This window comes from Flavobacterium sp. FlaQc-47, from assembly GCF_044006475.1.
GTDB lineage: Bacteria > Bacteroidota > Bacteroidia > Flavobacteriales > Flavobacteriaceae > Flavobacterium.
The window spans coordinates 735528-756917 of record NZ_JBIPCQ010000002.1; the positions used below are offsets into that span (position 1 = coordinate 735528).

14 protein-coding genes are annotated in these 21390 nt (G+C 33.4%); 10 read left to right on the top strand and 4 right to left on the bottom strand.

Annotation, left to right across the window (positions count from 1 at the left end; all coding sequences use genetic code 11):
- Positions 1–54: 54 nt before the first annotated feature.
- The 4 genes from ACHRVX_RS09140 (at position 55) to ACHRVX_RS09155 (ending at position 6342) form a co-directional block, all read left to right on the top strand.
- Positions 55–654 carry a TetR/AcrR family transcriptional regulator gene (locus ACHRVX_RS09140; protein ID WP_395331443.1) on the top strand — a complete coding sequence of 200 codons (600 nt, stop codon included), beginning with the start codon at positions 55–57 and terminating at the stop codon, positions 652–654.
- A 10-nt stretch (positions 655–664) separates the two neighbouring features.
- On the top strand, positions 665–1999 hold the full coding sequence (locus tag ACHRVX_RS09145) for a TolC family protein (protein ID WP_395331445.1): 1335 nt from the start codon (positions 665–667) through the stop codon (positions 1997–1999).
- 9 nt (positions 2000–2008) lie between these two features.
- Positions 2009–3076, top strand: a complete 1068-nt coding sequence (locus ACHRVX_RS09150; protein WP_395331447.1) for an efflux RND transporter periplasmic adaptor subunit — start codon at positions 2009–2011, stop codon at positions 3074–3076.
- A gap of 89 nt (positions 3077–3165) precedes the next feature.
- Complete coding sequence (locus tag ACHRVX_RS09155; protein WP_395331449.1) at positions 3166–6342, top strand: efflux RND transporter permease subunit; 3177 nt, start codon at positions 3166–3168, stop codon at positions 6340–6342.
- 161 nt (positions 6343–6503) lie between these two features.
- On the opposite strand, the gene ACHRVX_RS09160 is transcribed toward ACHRVX_RS09155, so the two are convergent.
- Together ACHRVX_RS09160 and ACHRVX_RS09165 are read right to left on the bottom strand one after the other, a co-directional pair.
- On the bottom strand, positions 6504–11462 hold the full coding sequence (locus ACHRVX_RS09160) for a T9SS type A sorting domain-containing protein (protein ID WP_395331451.1): 4959 nt from the start codon (positions 11460–11462) through the stop codon (positions 6504–6506).
- A gap of 49 nt (positions 11463–11511) precedes the next feature.
- On the bottom strand, positions 11512–11949 hold the full coding sequence (locus ACHRVX_RS09165; RefSeq protein ID WP_395331453.1) for a retropepsin-like aspartic protease: 438 nt from the start codon (positions 11947–11949) through the stop codon (positions 11512–11514).
- Between the two features lie 366 nt (positions 11950–12315).
- On the opposite strand from ACHRVX_RS09165, the gene ACHRVX_RS09170 reads away from it, so the two are divergent.
- The 3 genes from ACHRVX_RS09170 to ACHRVX_RS09180 all read left to right on the top strand — a co-directional run bounded on the left by ACHRVX_RS09170 (position 12316) and on the right by ACHRVX_RS09180 (position 15407).
- Positions 12316–12900: an RNA polymerase sigma factor gene (locus ACHRVX_RS09170; RefSeq protein WP_395331455.1), complete on the top strand. Its 585-nt coding sequence runs from the start codon at positions 12316–12318 to the stop codon at positions 12898–12900.
- A gap of 2 nt (positions 12901–12902) precedes the next feature.
- Positions 12903–13631: a tol-pal system YbgF family protein gene (locus tag ACHRVX_RS09175; protein WP_395331457.1), complete on the top strand. Its 729-nt coding sequence runs from the start codon at positions 12903–12905 to the stop codon at positions 13629–13631.
- A 129-nt stretch (positions 13632–13760) separates the two neighbouring features.
- Positions 13761–15407, top strand: coding sequence for a S41 family peptidase (locus tag ACHRVX_RS09180; protein ID WP_395331459.1), 1647 nt, complete (start codon positions 13761–13763; stop codon positions 15405–15407).
- Between the two features lie 655 nt (positions 15408–16062).
- On the opposite strand, the gene ACHRVX_RS09185 is transcribed toward ACHRVX_RS09180, so the two are convergent.
- Entirely contained in the window at positions 16063–16296 is a 234-nt protein-coding gene (locus ACHRVX_RS09185) for a hypothetical protein (protein ID WP_395331461.1), read from the bottom strand.
- A gap of 462 nt (positions 16297–16758) precedes the next feature.
- Here ACHRVX_RS09185 and ACHRVX_RS09190 point away from each other — a divergent pair, with 462 nt between their 5' ends.
- The 3 genes from ACHRVX_RS09190 to ACHRVX_RS09200 all read left to right on the top strand — a co-directional run bounded on the left by ACHRVX_RS09190 (position 16759) and on the right by ACHRVX_RS09200 (position 19760).
- Positions 16759–17538, top strand: coding sequence for a TatD family hydrolase (locus ACHRVX_RS09190; RefSeq protein WP_395331463.1), 780 nt, complete (start codon positions 16759–16761; stop codon positions 17536–17538).
- A 61-nt stretch (positions 17539–17599) separates the two neighbouring features.
- Entirely contained in the window at positions 17600–18739 is a 1140-nt protein-coding gene (locus tag ACHRVX_RS09195) for a 1-acyl-sn-glycerol-3-phosphate acyltransferase (protein WP_395331465.1), read from the top strand.
- Positions 18729–19760, top strand: coding sequence for an asparaginase (locus tag ACHRVX_RS09200; RefSeq protein WP_395331467.1), 1032 nt, complete (start codon positions 18729–18731; stop codon positions 19758–19760). Before ACHRVX_RS09195 ends, ACHRVX_RS09200 begins: the two co-directional genes overlap by 11 nt.
- 331 nt (positions 19761–20091) lie before the next feature.
- Here ACHRVX_RS09200 and ACHRVX_RS09205 read toward each other — a convergent pair whose 3' ends face one another.
- Positions 20092–21336, bottom strand: a complete 1245-nt coding sequence (locus tag ACHRVX_RS09205; protein WP_395331469.1) for an MFS transporter — start codon at positions 21334–21336, stop codon at positions 20092–20094.
- Positions 21337–21390: the final 54 nt, after the last annotated feature.

Sequence of the window (21390 nt, forward strand, 5' to 3'; positions counted from 1 at the left end):
ATTTTTCTGATTTTAGTTTCCTAAGTATATTTGTAATGCAATTTGAAAATTAAGATGAAAGAGAAAATTATATCAAAAGCAAGCGAATTGTTTTTAAAGCTTGGTTTTAAAAGTGTTACGATGGACGATATTGCCGGAGAAATGTGTATTTCGAAAAAAACGATTTACAAATATTTTTGTAATAAGGAAGTTTTGATCGAAGAGAGCACATCGACAGTTCATCAGCAAGTTCATCAGGTTATTGATACTATTGTAGCGAAAGATTATAATGCCATTCATGAAAATTTTGAGATTAGGGAAATGTTTCGCGACATGTTTAAAAACGCCGCTGATACTTCGCCATTATATCAGTTAAAAAAGCATTATCCTGAAATTTATCAAAATATAATGACCAATGAAATTGATCAGTGCAACCATTATTTTAGAGATAATATCTTAAAGGGAATCCGCGAAGGTTTATACAGACCGGATTTGAATATAGATTTATATGTAAAATTTTATTACACGCTGATTTTTCATATTAATGAAACTACGATTTCAGAAAGAGAAGCACAAAAAATAGAATTAGAAGCATTGGAATACCATACAAGAGCTATGGCAACCGAAAAAGGAATACTGGAATTAGAAAAGCAACTTAAAAAAATTATCATTTAATCATCAATCTATGAAACGAATAATTCTTATATTTTTGTGTTCAATTGGCTTGTCTGCCAGCGCACAAGTTAAAACACTAACCCTGAAAGATGCTATTTTATATGCGCTTGAAAATAAAGCAGACGCGAAAAAAGCAAAACTGGAGGTTGAAAATAGTGAGTACAAAATTCAGGAAGTACGCTCAAGAGCCTTACCTCAAATTTCTGCAAACGGAAGTTTAACTTACAATCCTGTAATACAAACTACAGTTATTGATGGAGCTGGTTTTGGTGCACCGGGAACTACTATCCAGGCAGCATTTGGTCAAAAATGGACTTCAACAGCAGGAATAGGATTAACTCAGACAATCTTTGATCAATCTGTTTTTACAGGGTTAAGAGCTGCAAGATCTACACGCGAATTCTATCAAATCAACAATCAATTAACAGAAGAACAAGTAATTGAAAGAGTTGCTAATAACTATTACTCTGTTTATGTGCAACGCGAAAGATTAATTTTATTAGACAGTAACTATGTTAATACCAGTAAAGTTCGTGACATTGTAAAAGGACAATTTGATAATGGTCTTGCTAAAAAAATTGACTTGGATCGTATTGTTGTTAAAATGTCGAATATTGATACAGAACGTCAACAAATTAAAAACCAAATTACATTACAGGAAAATGCTTTAAAGTTTTATATGGGAATGCCTATAGAAACTGTGATTGAGATTCCGAAAGAAGAATTTGAAGTGATTCCTGCTGCATTGTCAGAAATGCCTAATACAGAAACGAGAACAGAGTATTTGCTTTTGAAAAAACAAGAAGAGCTTTTAGTATTCAATAAAAAAGCGGTTGAGGCTGGATATTATCCTACGCTTTCGTTAACTGCAGGTTATAATTACATTGGTCAGGGTCCTGAAATGCCTTGGTTTGCAAAACCTAAAGATGGTGTTTACTGGTCAGATTACTCTGCAATTGGATTAAACTTACACGTACCCATTTTTACAGGATTTGGAACCCGTGCTAAAGTAAGACAAGCCGATGTACAAATCAGATCGCTTCAGGAAGATATAAAAGACACGAAACTTTCACTTGATTTAGATTACAGAAATGCAGTTGCTGATATGGAAAATAACCTTATCACTATCGAAAATCAAAAAGAAAATATGCGTTTGGCGACTGAAATCCTAAGCAATACAAAAAACAATTATCTTCAGGGATTGGCATCATTAACAGATTTATTAGATTCTGAAAATGCATCACTTGAAGCTCAAAATAACTATACCAGAGCAGTATTGAATTATAAAATTGCCGAAGTAGCACTAATCAAATCAAAAGGCGAACTTAAAACTCTTATTAAATAACTAAACAAAATGAAGAAAACTATTATAACAATCGTAATCATAATTGCAGCCCTTGGTGTGATTGGATATGTCTTAAATAATAATAAGAAAGAGAATAAAGCTAAAACAGATATCGTAGCAGAGAAAAATGCTGCAATTTCAGTTAAAGTAGCTCCGGTAAAAACAGAAGAAGTTTCGTTAGATTTCGTTACAAACGGAAACTTTCAACCTATTCAGCAATTGACTTTCTCTGCTGAAAAATCAGGAAAAGTAATTAGTGTTTTAGCTAAAGAAGGAGATTATGTAAAAGTAGGTCAGACTTTATTAACAGTTAGAGGTGATGTAATCAATGTAAATGCACAACAAGCTCAGGCCGTATATGCAAATGCAAAATCTGATTACAGCCGTTACGAAAATGCTTTTAAAACTGGTGGTGTAACAAAACAACAATTAGACCAGGCAAAATTAGCATTAACAAATGCTCAGTCTAGTTTAACACAAGCTAATATTAATGTTGGAGATACAAGAGTAAAAGCTCCAATTAGCGGATTCATCAATAAAAAATACATTGAGCCAGGATCTATTCTTGCAGGAATGCCGGCAACTGCTTTGTTTGATATTGTAAATGTTTCTAAATTAAAATTAGTAGTTACAGTAAATGAAACTCAGGTTGCAAGTTTAAAAAAAGGAGACAATGTAAATGTAACAGCTAGTGTTTATCCTGATAAAACTTTTACTGGAAAAATTACATTTATTGCTGCAAAAGCAGATGAATCTTTAAGTTTTCCTGTTGAAATTGAAATTGCAAATAACTCAAACAATGACCTGAAAGCAGGTATGTACGGAACTGCAAATTTTGCATCAAAACAACAAAAACAACACTTAATGGTTGTGCCTAGAAATGCATTTGTAGGAAGTGTGAGCAGTAACGAAATTTTTGTAGTTGAAAACGGTATTGCAAAATTGAAAAAAGTAACTGCCGGAAGAATCTTAGGAGATCAGGTAGAAATTGTAAATGGATTGTCTGACGGAGAAACTGTAATTGTTACAGGTCAAATTAACTTACAAGACGGTAATACAGTAGAAATTATTAAATAATTATAGGCTGTAAGCCGTAAGCAATAAGCTTTAAGCAATTCAAAAGCGTAAAGCTTATTGCTTATAGCCTAAAGCATAAATAAACAAATATGAAATTAGCCGAAATATCCATAAAACGTCCGTCGTTAGTAATCGTATTGTTTACGATTCTGATACTTGGTGGATTGTTTAGCTACAGCCAGTTAGGCTATGAGCTGATCCCGAAATTTGAACAAAACGTTATTACAATTTCTACTATTTATCCGGGAGCTTCTCCAAGTGAGGTAGAGAATACAGTAACCAAGAAAATCGAAGATGCGATCGCGTCCTTAGAGAATATCAAAAAAATTGACTCTAAGTCCTATGAGAGTTTATCTATTGTATCTATCACATTAACATCGACTGCAAAAGTTGATATTTCGATGAATGATGCACAGCGAAAAATAAACGCTATTATTAGTGATTTACCGGATGATGCCAAAACACCGGCGTTAACCAAGTTCTCATTGAGTGATTTACCAATTATGACGCTGGGTGCCAACGGAAAAATGGACGAAGCAGCATTTTATGACTTAATTGATAAAAAAATTGCTCCTGTTTTGTCTCGTGTAACAGGTGTTGCTCAGGTAAATATTATTGGTGGTGAAGAGCGTGAGATTCAGGTAAATCTTGATGCTGTAAAAATGCAGGCTTACAATCTTTCAATCCCTCAGGTACAACAAAATATTTTGACTTCGAACTTAGATTTCCCAACAGGAAATATCCAAACTCGTAATCAAAAAATATTAATTCGTTTAGCGGGTAAATATAAAAGTGTTCAGGAATTAAGAAACTTAGTAGTTTCTTCTCAAAACGGAATTCAAATTCGTTTAGGAGATATTGCAGACGTTCAGGATACTCAGAAAATTGCGGAAAAAATATCACGTGTAGATCAAAAAAGTGCGATCGTTTTACAAATTATCAAACAATCAGATGCAAATGCGGTTGCGGTAAGTGAACAATTATTAAAAACAATTGCGGCGCTGGAACAAGATTATAAAACCAGTCAATTAAAATTACAAGTTGCAAAAGATAGTACAATCTTTACTCTTGAAGCTGCAGATTCTGTAGTACACGATTTATTGATTGCGGTTATTCTGGTAGCTTTTGTAATGTTGTTCTTCCTGCACAGTATTAGAAACTCGTTGATTGTAATGGTTTCGATTCCTGCATCTTTGATTGCGACATTTATTGGTATTTACTTAATGGGATATACCTTAAACTTAATGAGTTTATTAGGATTATCTCTTGTTGTAGGTATTCTGGTCGATGATGCGATTGTGGTACTGGAGAATATTTACAGGCACATGGAAATGGGTAAAAGCCGAATTCGTGCTTCGTATGACGGAACTGCTGAAATTGGTGGAACTGTAACTTCGATTACATTAGTAATTGTGGTGGTATTCTTGCCTATTGCAATGAGTTCAGGTTTAGTTTCTAATATTATTACACAATTTTGTGTTACTGTAATTATTTCAACTTTACTATCGCTTTTAGCTTCATTTACAATTATTCCTTGGTTATCATCTCGTTATGGTAAATTGGAACATATTGAAGGAAAGAATTTATTTGGAAGAATTATTCTTGGTTTCGAAAGCTATTTAACACGTTTTACAAACTGGGTTTCCGGTTTATTAGAGTGGAGTTTAGATCATTATGTTAAAACAATTATAATAGTTCTTGTGTTGTTTTTTGGATCTATCTTTTCATTGCTTGGAGGAGGTTATATTGGAGGAGAATTCTTTGCTTCTTCTGATAGTGGTGAGTTCTTAGTTCAAATCGAAATGCCGAAAGATGCTTCGTTAGAACAAACTAACTTTATGACGCAGAAAGCTGAAGCATTTTTAAAAACTCAGGAATATGTTTACAGCCAAATTACAACTGTAGGACAAACCAGTGAAGGTTTAGGAGCATCGCAAGCTACAGCTTACAAAGCGGAGATTGACGTAAAAATGATCGAACAAAAAGATCGTACGGATGGTGCAGCAGTTTACGCTGCAAAAATGAAGCGTAAGCTTGAAAAAGTATTAGTTGGGGCAAAAGTAAAAACAGTTCCCGTAGGTATTTTAGGTACTGCTGATAATGCAACATTAGGATTAATTGTAACAGGTCCTTCAACTGATGCTGCTATGGCATATGCTAAATTAGCTGAAGCTGAATTGCGTAAAATTCCCGGAACAACAGAGATTAAATTAACTGTTGAGGACGGAAACCCTGAAATTAATGTTCAGGTTGACAGAGATAAAATGGCTGCTTTAGGTTTAACACTTCAAACAGTTGGTTTAACGATGCAAACTGCTTATAGCGGGAACACTGATGGAAAATACAGAGCTGGTGAATACGAATACGATATCAACATCAAATACAATGCTTTTGACAGAAAAAACATTACCGATGTTAGTAATCTGATCTTCATTAATTCAGCAGGTCAACAAATCAAATTGTCTCAATTTGCTACCATTAAAGAAGGTTCAGGACCTAGCCAGTTAGAGCGTAGAGATAAAACAGCATCTGTAACCGTGCAAGGTCAGAATGTTGGGGTTCCTTCAGGAACAATCGTTACGCAATGGCAGGAGAAATTAGATAAACTTAAAAAACCAGTAGGTGTAAGTTATATTTGGGGTGGAGATCAGGAAAACCAAAGTGAAGGTTTTGGTACTTTAGGGATCGCTTTATTAGCCGCTATTATTTTAGTTTACCTTGTAATGGTTGGACTTTATGATAGTTTTGTTCACCCGTTTGTAGTATTGTTTGCTATTCCGCTTTCGTTTATCGGGGTATTATTAGCCTTAGCTTTAACAAACAATACATTAAATATATTTACGATTCTTGGAGTCATAATGTTGATTGGTCTGGTGTGTAAGAATGCGATCATGCTTGTGGATTATACCAATCAAAGAAGAGCAGCTGGAGAATCAATCAGAACGGCATTAATTCAGGCGAATCACGCCCGTTTACGTCCGATCTTGATGACAACAATTGCCATGGTATTTGGTATGTTCCCAATTGCATTAGCATCCGGAGCAGGAGCAGAGTGGAAAAACGGATTGGCATGGGTAATTATTGGAGGATTAATTTCTTCATTATTCCTAACCCTGATCGTAGTTCCTGTTATTTATAGTATCATGGAAAAAATAATTGCAAGAGTTAGCAAAGGAGAAAAAGTTGATTATGAAGCTGAAATGGTTGCTGATTATGAGCATATCGAATTAAGCGAAGACGGTTTTAATCCTAAACATACTCATTAATAAATTCCAATATTTTAAATTCCAAATTCCAAAAAGGAAATTAATATTAAACATAAAAAATCCCAAATTCCAATTAAGGAGTTTGGGATTTTTGATTTATAAGAATTCCTAAGAATTGGAATTTGGAATTTAAAATTTAAAATATTGGAATTTAATACCGCTTATTTCTTCACAATTTTGATTGTCTTCGTTTGTCCTTCAGATTTCACCTTTAATAAATAAAACCCTGATGCAACATTTGATAAATCAATTTCAGAATGATTGCTATTTATCTTCTTAGTTAAAATAGATTTCCCTGAAACAGATACAATTTCAATTTCATCAATAGTAGAAGCATTATCTACTATCAAAGTATGCTGAACAGGATTTGGATAATAGCTGAAATTAGGCAAAACAACATCCGGAGTAGAAAGAGAACCGTTTAATTTTGCTGTAACAGCAAGACGTTCTATACTTTCGATTCCGTTTATGGTTTGAGAAGCATAATAAGTCGTTCCGTCAACTAATAAAGTTGTTAACGGCAAAGTAACTTCACTTGATTTAGTCGTTTTTCCTCCTAAAGGATTCTGATTGCTGTACCACTTAATGTTTTGACCATCAATGACCAAATCTCCTAAAGTTTGTCCGGCTTTAAATTCGATAGTTATAATATCTTTCCCATCTATTAAAGGAGCAGGAGGATCTACAGCAACAATAATTGATACCGTACAGCCATTTTGGTCTCTTACAAATACATCATGAATTCCATAAGAGATATTAGTAAAAATAGGACTGCTTTGAAAACTACTTCCATCTAATGAATATTGATAATTACCATTTCCGCCCGTAGCATGAACAACTATTTTTTGATTGTCTACCGTTACGGCAGCAACTATAGCAGTTGGTGCGTTTAGATCTACAGATACAACCTGAGTACAGCCATTTATATCTTTTGCTGTAATTATATAATTACCTGGACTAAGTTCAGTGAAGACATTGGTATTTTGAAAAACACCTCCATTTAACGAATAAGAATACGGAGCTAAACCTCCTGTAACATTAACTGCAATTATACCGTTTGATACACAAGTTACGTTAGAAACAACTGTTGCATTAACAAATATAGGATTCAAAGGCATAACAACTACGTTCTGAGTATATATTACATTTTGCGCATCACGAACTGTTAGGATATAGTTGCCAGGTTGTGTAACAATAAAAGTATCTGTTACATTATATGTAACACCATTATCGATCGAATATTGATATGGAACAGTTCCTCCTGTTGCGTTTATAGTGATCACTGCTATTGGGTTATCACAACTCGGCTGAGTGACGGTAGCTATTGCTAAAAGGGTTGGTGGCGATGAAATAGTTGCTACTTTTAAAGGCGATGAACAGCCTTTTGCATCTGTAACAAGTATGCTATATATTCCGGTCGCAAGATTACTAAAAGTATTTGATAACTGGGCAGGAATTATAGTTACATTATTGCCGTTCAAAAGTGAATAAGTATAAGGTGCTGTTCCTCCACTTGCCAGAACAGTTATACTTCCGTCATTGTTATTAGGACTTGTAGCATTCGTTACTGTCCAGATTGTACTTACAGGCACACTTGCGGATTGTATTGTAACATATATTGTTGCAATACAGCCATAACTGTCTTTTACGAATAAAGTATAGCCACCTGGTGATAATTCATTTGTGTTTACAGGCGAATAAGTACTTCCTCCTGTAAAAGAATAGGTATATGGAGCTTGTCCTCCGGTTGCATTGATAGTTGCGGAACTCTTACCTCCACAAATTGCGGCGTCAGTAATAGTTGCAGTTAATGTCAATAACGATGGTGATTCGATAACTAAAGCAGTTGTAAAAACACATCCATTAGCATCCTTAACATTCACAATGTGTGTTCCTGGTGCTGCACCAAAATATACATTGCTTGTTTGATAATTAGTTGAACTATTTACTGCGTATACATATGGAGCCTGACCACCATTTGCTGTTATAGTTATTGTTGAATTATAATTAATAGAACAATCTGCAATTTTAGTACTTGCAGCTGTTGCTGTCAAAGGAACCGGTTGTTCAAGAGTTATATTATTTGTAATTACCGTACAGTCAAGGGAGTCTTTTACCCGAACAAAATAAGTTCCTGCATTTATATTGGTAAAAGTATTGATTGATGTATAACTTGCTCCGTTATCTAACGAATATTGATAAGGTCTTTTACCTCCAGAAGCATTAACTGTTATTGTAGCATTGCTTACACAATCTATAGTTTTAGTAACAACAGCTATAGATGTTAAAGGAATATAAGGAATTATACTCGTACTAATACTTGTCGTATTGTTCTGACTGTCTTTAACATTTATAATGTAATTTCCAGCGGATAAATTAGAAAATGTATTTGAAGCACTATAACTTACACCATTATCTATTGAATACTGGTATGAACCGGAACCTCCACTTGCAATTATAGTTAGGGCTCCTGTAGGATTCACACATGTTATAGGCGTTATATTAGTTGTAGCTACAATAACAGGTGAATCAGTAATATTGATGTTATCACGCAATAACGAACATCCTTTTGCATCAACAATTTGTAAACTATAAATTCCTACCGGTAAATTCGTAAATGTATCAGATGTTTGAGGCCCTGAAATTATTTGGTTATTCTTTTGTAGATAGTAGATGTAAGGCGCTGTTCCATCTGTTGAATGTGCGGTAATTGTTTTATCATTAACTACAACCGTTGACTTTAATGGTTTAGGTTCTGTAATTGTTACTGTTACAACTGCGGTACAGTTATTTTTATCAGTTACTTGTATAGTATGAATTCCTGCGCTCAAATTTGTAAAAGTACTGGTTGACTGAGAATTAGTGTTATCTAACACATACGTATAAGGAGCCTGCCCCTGAATTGTAGTTACTCTTATTACACCATCATTAGAGCCATAGCAACTTAAATTAGAAACAATTTCTGCAGTTACTAATAAGGGTTGTGCAACATTAACAGTGATAAAAGAAGTAGTTTTAAAATTATTTGAATCTTTAACAGTTATCGTATAACTACCAGCATTTAGATTAGGTAAAATATTTGAGGTTGTGTAAGAATTTCCAAAATCCAATGAATATTGATATGGACTTTTTCCTCCGGTTGCAGTTACAGTTATAGTACCTTTAAGATCACGACATGTTATAGAAGTTGCAGTAGATATTGCAGTAAGCACTGATGATTGAGAAATAATTATATCAGCTTGTACGTATGTAGCGCCTTTAGAATCTGTTACTATGGTTTTGTAAGTGCCGTTTACCACATCTGTAAATATGTTACTTGCTTGAGTTTTATACGTTGGATAGCCGGAAATATCCTGAAGACTATACGTGTAAGGCAGCGTTCCTCCGGTTGCAGTAATTGTTAGTGTCCCTTTGTTAACTATAACAGATGAAAGAACAGGAATAGGCTTTATTACTGTTATCGTTTGAATTAGAATACATTTATTAGGATCCCTTACATAAATTGTGTGATTGCCATAACTTACATTTGAAAATACATTCGCATCCTTATAAGTGCCTCCATCCAGGGCATATTCATATTTTCCGTAACCTCCGCTAGCATTAATTACTACAGATTTATCAGAAATAATGATTTCAGCAGTTATAAGAGCAGGATCTTTTAATGTTACAGATCCGGAAACAATACAGCCATTAGAATCCTTTACTGATAAAACATAATTCCCTGCCGGCAAATTTTCAAAAAGATTATAAGAAATATATTCCCCTCCATTTATTGAAAAAAGATTAGGCGATTTTCCGTTACTTGCCCCTACTAATATTGAACCATTAGAATCTCCATGACATAGAACATCTTTATATGTTATGGTTATTTCCGGCATTTTTATAGGGTCTATTGTTGAAATTGCATCAACTACAGAATTTTGCGCATCACGAACTTTTATGTTGTAAGTTCCTGCAACTAAACCAGAGAATACATTAGAATTACCATAAGTATTTCCGTTATCTATTGAATATTGATAAGGTAAAACACCACCATGTGGAGTAACAGTTATAGATCCCGTAGTAATAACGCAAGTAATTGCAGTTACCGCTGCAGTAGTAGTGAGAGGAGTAGGAGCATTAAGTATATTTATTCCTTTTTGTGATAAAGTACATCCCTGAGTATCTGTTACGATTACTTCATATGATCCTACAGCAAGTCCGGTAAAAGGATTAGTTGTTTTAGACGGAATTATTATTCCTTTGTCATCTTTAAGAGCGTACATATAGGGAGGAACTCCACCAGAAACACTTAGATCTATTTTCCCTTCATTAGCAGCATTACTATCATTTGTTATAACTGTACTTATGGCTATAACAGGATTTATAGCACGGATGGTAAAATTAAAAGAAATAGTACATCCGGTTGCATCCTTTATTGTTACAGTATGGTCTCCGGCTTTTAAATTCCTGAAAATATTTGAACTTGCAAATTCGTTTCCTATAGAAAATAAATAAGGAGCTTTTCCTCCTACCGCGGTAACTTCAACAGTACCATCATTTGATTCCGGACAAGTTACGCCTTTTGTTTGGGCGCGCCAGGACAGTGGGCTCAGAGAATCTACAATCAATGATTTAGAAGCTACACAACCATTTCCGTCCCTAATATATACTGTTTGAGAACCAGGACTTGGATTATTAACAATATTATTTTGCGTAAAAGTAACTCCGGCATGTGAATATTCGTAATTAGAGTTACCACCACTTCCGGAAATCACAATTCTGGGAACACAGTTTACATAAACAACTGAAGCATTAGCTACTAAAACCGGATTCACAATCAAGTTAAAATAATTTGTAGTAATGCTTCCCTTATTATCAATTCTGGCATAAATAGTTGGAACATTTCCTGTTTCTACGAAATTTGCAGGATTTACAATTGGATTTAGGTTATTGTTTGCATCAGCAAGACTTATGTGATAACTAACAGTAGTTTCGGCAGGATTTAAATTACCAATTAAAAGTGGTTTTTGTAAAGTTAAATCAAATGTATTATTTCCTGCGCAGTGCTCCATATTACTGACCTGAGCATAAAAATAATTAGTAAACAATAAAAGAAAAAAAAGTAGAGTTTTTTTCATAGGTATAGGTTTGTTAATTTTTTTAACAAATATATACAAAAAACTCAATCTATTTCAAATACAAATAATGATTATAATAATCGATAATCGCCTTACCTTCAAGTAGAACGTCGGCACCAATAATGCCGTGAACAGGTTTTGCCTTATATGCTATTAATGCTTCGTTTACATGCGAAAGATCAAAAATTACAATATTGAAAGCTGCGTTTTTCCAACTCCCAATTTGTAAATTATTATGGGCAGAAATTTGGGTTTTCATACCAGTTCCGCCCGCGCCGGAAGCTTTGGTTTTAGATTTTTTTGCCGTTAATTCAAAACGTTCAATGCTTTCAAATCCCACGCATGAGTTTGATGCTCCGGTATCTAAAATAAAATTCCCTGAAACACCGTTTATTTTTACTTTTATTAAAAGATGTTGCGTCTTGGTAACTTTGAATTTTATTTTTTTGTAATTCTCTTTTTTGAGAACCTCGTGAAGATTTTCCATTTTATAAGGATTGAAAATCAAAAATAAACCAATTACGCTCAATAAACTAATGATGTAAAAGATATAATTTGTTGATTTTTCTTCTATAGAAATTGAACAACAATATACAATCAAATCATTCAATACGGGTTTTTTGATTCCAAAAGTTTACGCCTCAAATTCCGCAAATTTTAAATTCCGAAATTAAAAAAGAAATCTGTGATAATCTGTTTTTCCGTTTAACCTATGCGCAAATTTTCGATGAATTCATTTTTAGGAATCCTAAAAGGTGTTTGTTACGTTATATCAACATTATTTGTTAATTGTTACCCTATAATGTGAAATTTATTTACAATTGTTTTCTAAATTAGCGACAAAAAGTTTTTTATGGGCAAAACGAAAATTCATCCTGATCAAATATACATTGAAGGACTGGCAGCAAATGATTCGGCAATTATTCAGACGATCTATAAAAAGTTTGTTCCAAAAGTGGTAATGTTCATTATGAATAATTCCGGAGATAAAGAGCATGCGCAGGATATTGTTCACGAAATCATGATTTTACTTTTTAATCAGGCTAAAGCCAATACATTACAATTGACTTGCCCTTTTGATGCGTACTTTTTTTTATTGTGCAAACGCAAATGGCTTAACGAACTCAAACAAACATCTTATAAAGGCGTATCAATTAATGAAGATGCAGTATCTATGAATGAATCTGCACTGGAATTAATTACTCACACAGAAGAATTTGATAAAAAGCAACAACTTTTTGACACCTCATTTCTAAAATTAGAAGATAAAAACCAGGAATTATTAAAGCTGAGTTTCACCACAAAAACCACTGAAAAAGTTGATGAGATCTTGAATGATAATTACGGTGATGTTCAGGAAAACAAAGTGTTTTGTTCAGGACAATTAACGCAATGGATTCTGGAAGCCAACAATTTTAAATCGGTAAAAAATAATTAGTCATGAACCAAGACCGCTATATAGTATTTGATCAATATCTTCAGGGAAAAATGACTGATGAAGAACGAAATAGTTTTAAAGAACAATTGTCTCACAATCCTGAATTATCTTCAGAATTTGAAACTTTCAAAGATGTACAACTGCGTTTGAAACGTAAATTTGAATTTGAACAAGAAAGGCAATCATTTGCAGCAAATTTAACTACCATTTCAGAGAAACATTTTAACACCCATATCGATAAACCAAAAGTCGTGCTAATGCGACCGTGGTATTATGCCGCCGCCGCTTCCATCGTTATTTTATTTGCGTTATTCTTTTTTGATTATAATAACCCCACTTTTGCCGATTATGATAATCCGGAACCAGCAACGTTTTTAGAAAAAGGAGATGTAAATGCAACTTTAAATAAAGCACAAATAGCTTTTAATGACGGAAAATATGCAGTTGCGATTCCTGTTTTTGAAGAAATCCTAAAAGAAAACAATACGCCTGAAATTAAATATTTCTATGGAGTTTCGTTATTAGAAGAAAGTAAATACACAAAAGCCGAAGCTGTTTTTAAAGATTTGATATCAGGAACATCTGTATATAAAGAAAAAGCAAAATGGAATTTTGCCCTGTCAAAACTAAAACAAAAGAAATATAAGGAATGCGAGCAAATCTTACAGACTATTTCGCAGGATTATGAAAATTATGATGATGTTGAAAAGCTTCTGGATGAACTGAATTAGAGTTTGTTGTAACAAAAAATAACCCTAAAAAATATCGCTTTACGTAAAACCTCAATCGAATTTAGATTTTTAATTCTAAATTCGATTTTTCTTTTTATAAATGAACTAACCAAAACCATCTCTTATTATATGAAAAAAATTACCCTGTTTTTTCTACTTATCTTTTCACAAATTAGCTTCGGTCAAGCCAAAATAACAGAAAACGAAAAACTTATTGCGACCTGCAAAGTCTGGGGATTCTTAAAATATTATCATCCAAAAGTTGCCAATGGCGATTTTAATTGGGACAATCAGCTTTTAGAAACTTTACCTAAAATAGAAAAAGCCCATACTAAAGCAGAATTTTCAGTAGTGCTTGAAAACTGGATTGATGATTTAGGCGCGATAAAGGAAATTGCTCCAGTAATACCTGAAAAAGATGTTGAATACTTTAATAAAAACTTCGATTTATCTTGGATTAATAGCAATAAATTATTCTCTAAAAAGCTTTCTAAAAAATTGAAATTTATCGAAAATAACAGATTTCAAACTGATGAGGAAATGGGGCCGGGATACAATCCTTTTAAAAACGGAAATTATTTTGACCTGAAATACGATGATAAAAATTCAAGAATATTATGGTTGTTTGCATACTGGAATTTAGTAGAATATTTTTTCCCGTATAAATATGTAATGGATCAAAAATGGGATGTTACCCTGGAAAAAGCACTTCCCTTAATTCTTGATGCTAAAAACGATGATGATTTTTATAAAGCAGTGAGAAAAATATCGGCGAAGCTGGATGATAGTCATGTTGAACTTGCGGTGTATAAAAATAATAAATTTGAAGCAAACAGAAGATATTTTCCTGCAAACTGTAAAATAATAGAAAACAAAATGGTTATTACCGAAATTTTTGCAGACAGTCTCGCTCAGGCTTATGATTTAAAAGTAGGAGATGTAATTACAAAAATTGATGACAAAACAATTCCAGAGTTTGTTTCAGAATATAGAGATTTATATGCAGCTTCAAATGAACCTGCGCTTTTAGATAAAGTGGTTAGAAAAATTTTAAATGGGTATGCAGATAATGTAAATGTTGAGTTTTTAAAAGACGGTCATTACACAACAAAAGCAATGGTATGGTTTAATTATCATGATTCGCACAGAAATGAATTTAAAAAAGGAGCTAGAAAAAAGAAAGAAAAATTTAAAGTTCTGGATAACAATATTGGATATGTGAATATGGGAATCTTAAAAAGTGCAAATGTTCCTGATATGATTCAAGCACTAAAATCTACCAAAGCAATCGTTTTTGATATGAGAAACTATCCACAAGGAACTTATGATGATATTGCCAAATTTTTAAATGCCCACGAAGAAAAATTTGCAATCTATACTTATCCTGATTTTAATTATCCTGGAAAATTTAAATGGACAAAAGGATCGACTTGCGGTTCTGAAAACAAGGACAATTATAAAGGAAAAGTTATTGTCTTGCTGAATGAAGACTCGATAAGTCAGTCAGAATGGACTGCGATGTGTTTTCAAACTACGGGCAACACCACAGTTATAGGGAGCCAAACCGCAGGAGCAGATGGAAACGTTACAGAACTTGATTTTAAATCATTTCATACCAGATATTCAGGAATTGGGGTTTATTATCCTGATAAACGCGAAACGCAAAGAATAGGAATCGTTCCGGATATTGAAATAAAACCAACCATAAAAGGAATTCAGGAAGGGAAAGATGAGGTTTTAGATCGTGCTTTAGTATTTATTGAAACTGGGGTTTAGTATTGTGTAGTCCCTACGGGACAAAATCTACGATGTAATTGTTTTTTCTACCAATATGTAATCTCTACGAGATATATTTATATTGTAAAAAAAAATATTACAATAAAAATCATCATAATACTCCGTTAGGAGTTAAATATTGGTAGAAACATATTGGTAGAAACATGTTGATAGAAAATATTGGTAAAAAAAAATAACATAAAAATCAAAACAATACTCCGTTAGGAGTTAAATATTGGTAGAAAAATATTGGTAGAAACATATTGGTAGAAACATGTTGATAGAAAATATTGGTAAAAAAAAATATTATATAAAAATCAACACAATACTCCGTTAGGAGTTAAATATTGGTAGAAAAATATTGGTAGAAAAATGTTTATATAAAATATTGGTAAAAAAAAATATTATATAAAAATCAACACAATACTCCGTTAGGAGTTAAATATTGGTAGAAAAATATTGGTAGAAAAAAAATAACAATTAGAAAAATGTCCCGTAGGGACTAAACCATTATTAAAAACCCGCGCAGTTTAGCTGTCATACGCCATAAAGAGCGTTACGGATGTTTCCAATACCGCCAGCATACCGCACGGGATTATTGTAATAATTTTTGTTGGAAAAAAAAGCGACCATTAAAGTCGCTTTTTCTATTTAGTTATTCAACATCTAAATAAGGATTTAAAATTTCGGCCAATTCATTCAGCCAATAAAAACCATCTTCGAGATTTGTTTTCTCGATCATAATAGTTTCACATTCTCGCATCATACCTAAGGCAAGAACATAATTTTGTCTTCGGATTGTTTTTGCCATACTTTTAGGATCTATTGATTTGTTAAAAAAATCAATTAGCCTCGTTTCGGCTTCTTTCGAAAGCGTGTTTGTACTCATAATCTTAAATTTTAGGGAAATATAAAACCCGCATAGCTTAGCTGTCCTACGCATTTAAGAGCGTTACGGTTGTTTCCAATACCGCCAGCATACCACGCGGGCAAAAGTTTTATCGAGTTCATAATCTTAAATTTTAGGACTGCGAAGATACCAAAAAGCGTTATGATTTGTATGGTTTTTCTTTATGAATCTAAAATTGTTATGGTGAATTAATTATTACAATTTAGTCTGCACACAATCTTGTCATCCTGACGGAGCAAGGATCGTACTAGAAACTCCGCAAAGTATGAAACCAATCTTTGTTGATTCTCGCGTGCGATCCTTCCTCCGTCAGGATGACAAAAAAAATCCGCGTTTTCACAAAGTGAATCCGTCTCATCCGCGTGCCATTTCATCACAATAATATTCAAATTGGGAAAGTTTTTAATAATATCGTAATTTTGAACTTTAAAAATTATAAAATTGAATTCAACAACCATAATTACCGATACACATACACATTTATATTCTGAAGAATTTGATCAGGATCGCGACGAAATGATACAACGCGCCATAAATGCCGGAGTAACCCGTTTTTTTATTCCTGCTATCGATGCCGCTGCAACGCAATCAATGTATGATCTTGAACAAAATTATCCGGATCATGTATTCCTGATGATGGGTTTGCATCCTACTTATGTAAAAGATAATTATCAAGACGAGCTAAAACACGTTGAAACCGAACTGGCAAAAAGAAAGTTTTATGCCGTAGGCGAAATTGGGATTGATTTGTATTGGGATAAAACACATCTTAAAGAACAGCAAATTGCTTTTAAAAGACAAATTCAGCTTGCAAAACAATATAAATTACCAATTGTAATTCATTGTCGTGAAGCTTTTGATGAAATTTTTGAAATTTTAGAAGAAGAAAAATCTCCTGAATTATTCGGAATTTTTCATTGTTTTTCCGGAACACACGAACAAGCGCTTCAGGCGATTTCTTACAATATGAAGTTAGGAATTGGCGGAGTTGTAACGTTTAAAAACGGAAAAATCGATCAGTTTTTAAATCAGATAGATCTTAAACATATTGTTTTAGAAACAGATTCACCTTATTTAGCGCCAATTCCGTATCGCGGAAAACGTAATGAAAGCAGCTATTTAATAAATGTTATTAGCAAATTAGCCGATATTTATGATGTTTCTGAAGAAGAAATAGCATCAAAAACGACTCAGAATTCTAAAGACGTTTTTGGGATTTAACCCGTACCTTACAATACTTTAATTTTTTTTTTGTTCTTTTGCCCACTAAAATAGATATTTAATGCAGAAATTCGACGCAATTCGACCGTTTTATGATTCCGAAATAAATGAAGCACTTCATGGTGTTGTCAATCATCCGATGATGAAAGCCATGATGAATTTTACTTTTCCAGAATTAGAAGATGATGCTTGGAAAGATCAATTGAAAAAGACACATTCTATTCGTGATTTTCAATGTAATTTCATTTATAATACTATTCAAAAAGTACTCGATAAAAGTTCTGAAGGTCTTACAACTTCAGGTTTTGAGAAACTGGAAAAAAACACTTCTTATTTATTTGTCTCTAATCACAGAGACATTCTTTTAGATACAACCTTATTAAATGTTTGCCTTTTTGAGCATGGTTTAGTCATGACAGCATCGGCAATTGGGGATAATTTAGTTCAAAAAGCATTCCTGAGCACTTTAGCTAAACTAAACAGAAACTTTTTGGTTTTAAGAGGTTTAACGCCTCGTGAAATGTTGCAGAGTTCTAAATTATTATCAGAATATATAGGACAATTATTGCTTCGCGAAAACAGATCAGTTTGGATCGCACAAAGAGAAGGACGTACCAAAGACGGAAATGACGAAACCAATCCCGGAGTTTTAAAAATGATAGGAATGGGTTCTGACGAAGCTAATTTAATGGATTATTTTAAGAAATTAAAAGTGGTTCCGGTTTCAATTTCATACGAATATGATCCTACAGATGTTTTAAAAATGCCACAATTAATGGCAGAAGCAAACAACGAAGTTTATATTAAGGAAAAAAACGAAGATTTCATGACCATTTTAAGTGGTATCATGGGAACTAAAAAACGAATACACATTTCTGTAGGAGACGTTCTGGATACTGAAATTGACCAGATTGTGGTTGAAAATGACAACGCAAACAAACAAATTCAGGCTTTGGCACAAGTTATAGATGATTCTATTTTAAAGAATTATCATTTATGGCCAACTAATTTTATTGCTTACGATATTATAAACGGTACAGATAAGTTTGCTCATTTATACAAGGAAAATGAAAAATCGCTGTTTGAGCGTCGTTTAGAAATGCGCATTGGCAGTACCGAAAATCCGGTAGCAAGACAAGGATTTTTAGCCATGTACGCGAATCCTGTAGTCAATAAATTAAAATACCAAGATGTCATCTAAAGCTAAAATACTGCTAATTTATACCGGTGGAACCATTGGTATGAGTAAGGATTTTGCAACAGGTGCATTAAAAGCATTCAACTTTGGTAAATTATTGCAGAATATTCCTGAAATCAAACAATTAGATTGTGAGATTGAAACGGTTTCATTTGAAAATCCAATCGATTCATCAAACATGAACACCGCAGAATGGACAAAAATTGCAGAAATTATCGAGAAAAGCTACACTTCTTTTGATGGATTTGTTGTACTTCACGGTTCAGATACCATGTCATATTCGGCATCAGCATTGAGTTTTATGCTGGAAAATTTAGCAAAACCGGTTGTGTTTACAGGATCGCAATTGCCAATTGGTGATTTGCGTACAGATGCAAAGGAAAACCTGATTACGGCAATTCAAATCGCTTCGTTACAAGAAAACGGAAAACCCGTGATCACCGAAGTTTGTTTGTATTTTGAATATAAATTATACCGCGGAAACCGAACTTCAAAAGTAAATGCAGAACATTTTAAAGCATTTACAGCACCTAATTATCCTGAATTGGTAGAATCCGGCGTTCATCTTAAATTAAATTCTCATTTATTTCTTCCTGTAAATAGAGATGCAAAATTAATTGTTCACAAGAATTTAGACAATCATGTGGCGATTATAAAGATGTTTCCGGGAATGAGCGAAATTGTTTTATCCTCGATTCTCGCCATTAAAGATTTAAAAGGAATTGTGCTTGAAACCTACGGATCCGGAAATGCACCAACCGAAGACTGGTTTTTGAATTTGATTCAAAAAGCGATTCAGTCCGGTTTACACATTGTCAACGTAACGCAATGTTCTGCCGGAAGTGTCAATATGGGACAATACGAAACAAGTACGGCTTTAAAATCTCTTGGCGTTATCTCAGGAAAAGACATTACAACCGAAGCCGCCATTACAAAATTAATGTATTTATTAGGTCACAATATCCCAAAAGAAGATTTTAAAACTATTTTTGAAACTGCTTTGCGTGGTGAAATATCACTTTAGATTTGTCATCATATAAGTTTTTTTCTCACCATATAAGTGATATAAGTTCATTTAATTGAAGGGAATGTTTCAGTTTGTTTTTAATTGCCTCCTGCTTTAGCTGGAGGAGCTGGAGTAAAGAACGATTATTGGCTTTAGCCAAAATTCATTTAGGCTAAAGCCAATGTTAAACCTATAAATAAACCTCCAGCTAAAGCTGGAGGCAATTCAACTGATATTTTACAAAGAGTTCCGTAGGAACAAATCATATTGTAGAGATGGATTTTAATCCATGATTCATAGTATTGTGATTTTTCTTGTAATTTCTTATATAACTTATATGGCTTAAACTTTAAAATTTGGAATTTCTATATGGAATCTCACAAGTTTCTAAATCTTCTTCAACTGCTTTTTGGCTTTTGTAATACACATAAACAATTACAGAAATTATACATATTATTCCCTGAATAGCAACCGTATTTCGGGTTCCTATGATGTGTGAAACATAGCCAATAATTAAACTTCCCACAGGAATCATTCCCTGATATGCCATTAAATAATAACTAATACTGCGGGATCTCATGTTCACAATACTTTGCGTCTGAATGTAAATATTGATTGATGAGGTTTGCGCCATCATTCCTACGCCGCTCAAAGCCATGCATATAAGTGCAACCGTTAAACTGTTTGAATAAGCAAGTATAATGATGCTAAAGCCTAATAATAGACTCGCAGCGATCATTATTTTACCCATATTATCTGATCTTTTAAGATTCGCCAGATAAATAGCCGACAAAATAGAGCCAATTCCCGCAGCACTTTCAAACCAGCTGAAAGTTTGGGCATTTCCGCTAAAAATATCTTTGGCAAAAACGGGCATTAAAGTATTAAACGAAATCACAAATAAACTGCTGCACATCAACATTAAAAGCATTTTTGCCATTTCGGTTTCTTTTTTAACGTAATCCAGGCCTTCAATAAAATCTTCTAACATTTTAAACTTATCAGTTGCTTTGATATGCGGCGTAATTTTCATCATCAATAAAGAAACCAACACCGGAATGTAGCTTAAAAAGTTCCCTATAAAACAAATGTCTTCACCGTAATTGTGCAAAATAATTCCGGCAAGAGCAGGTCCCGCAATTCGGGCAAAATTGTTTAGAGTCGAGTTCAAAGCTACGGCGTTTGGCAAATCTTCCTTATTATCTACAATATCAATCATCATGGTTTGACGACACGTCATATCAAAAGCATTGATGATTCCCTGAATAAGGCTTAAAGCCAAAATAAAATTGATGTTGTAAATTTTTAAGTAAATCAGCAAAGCCAAAGCTCCAGCCTGAAGCATCGCTAAGGATTGTAATAAAATCATGGCGCGGTGTTTATCATAACGCCCAATAATACTTCCTGCCAAGGGCGCAAGAAACAAAGATGGAATCATACTTAAAAAAGTGGTTAACCCCAATAAAAAAACAGAACCTGTCACGCTATAAACCATCCAACTCACGGCTGTTTTTTGAAGCCAGGTTCCAACTACAGAAACTGATTGTCCGTAAAAGAATAATTTGAAGTTTTTTGATCTTAGCGCTTTAAACATGATTTCTACTATTTTTTACAAAGTTCGGGATTATGATTTCATTAGAAAAATTAA

Excerpts from the sequence above, each read along its gene's own strand:
- ACHRVX_RS09140 (WP_395331443.1), top strand. The coding sequence starts at position 55 with ATGAAAGAGAAAATTATATCAAAAGCAAGCGAATTGTTTTTAAAGCTT.
- ACHRVX_RS09145 (WP_395331445.1), top strand. The coding sequence starts at position 665 with ATGAAACGAATAATTCTTATATTTTTGTGTTCAATTGGCTTGTCTGCC.
- ACHRVX_RS09150 (WP_395331447.1), top strand. The coding sequence starts at position 2,009 with ATGAAGAAAACTATTATAACAATCGTAATCATAATTGCAGCCCTTGGT.
- ACHRVX_RS09155 (WP_395331449.1), top strand. The coding sequence starts at position 3,166 with ATGAAATTAGCCGAAATATCCATAAAACGTCCGTCGTTAGTAATCGTA.
- ACHRVX_RS09160 (WP_395331451.1), bottom strand. The coding sequence starts at position 11,462 with ATGAAAAAAACTCTACTTTTTTTTCTTTTATTGTTTACTAATTATTTT.
- ACHRVX_RS09165 (WP_395331453.1), bottom strand. The coding sequence starts at position 11,949 with ATGGAAAATCTTCACGAGGTTCTCAAAAAAGAGAATTACAAAAAAATA.
- ACHRVX_RS09170 (WP_395331455.1), top strand. The coding sequence starts at position 12,316 with ATGGGCAAAACGAAAATTCATCCTGATCAAATATACATTGAAGGACTG.
- ACHRVX_RS09175 (WP_395331457.1), top strand. The coding sequence starts at position 12,903 with ATGAACCAAGACCGCTATATAGTATTTGATCAATATCTTCAGGGAAAA.
- ACHRVX_RS09180 (WP_395331459.1), top strand. The coding sequence starts at position 13,761 with ATGAAAAAAATTACCCTGTTTTTTCTACTTATCTTTTCACAAATTAGC.
- ACHRVX_RS09185 (WP_395331461.1), bottom strand. The coding sequence starts at position 16,296 with ATGAGTACAAACACGCTTTCGAAAGAAGCCGAAACGAGGCTAATTGAT.
- ACHRVX_RS09195 (WP_395331465.1), top strand. The coding sequence starts at position 17,600 with ATGCAGAAATTCGACGCAATTCGACCGTTTTATGATTCCGAAATAAAT.
- ACHRVX_RS09200 (WP_395331467.1), top strand. The coding sequence starts at position 18,729 with ATGTCATCTAAAGCTAAAATACTGCTAATTTATACCGGTGGAACCATT.
- ACHRVX_RS09205 (WP_395331469.1), bottom strand. The coding sequence starts at position 21,336 with ATGTTTAAAGCGCTAAGATCAAAAAACTTCAAATTATTCTTTTACGGA.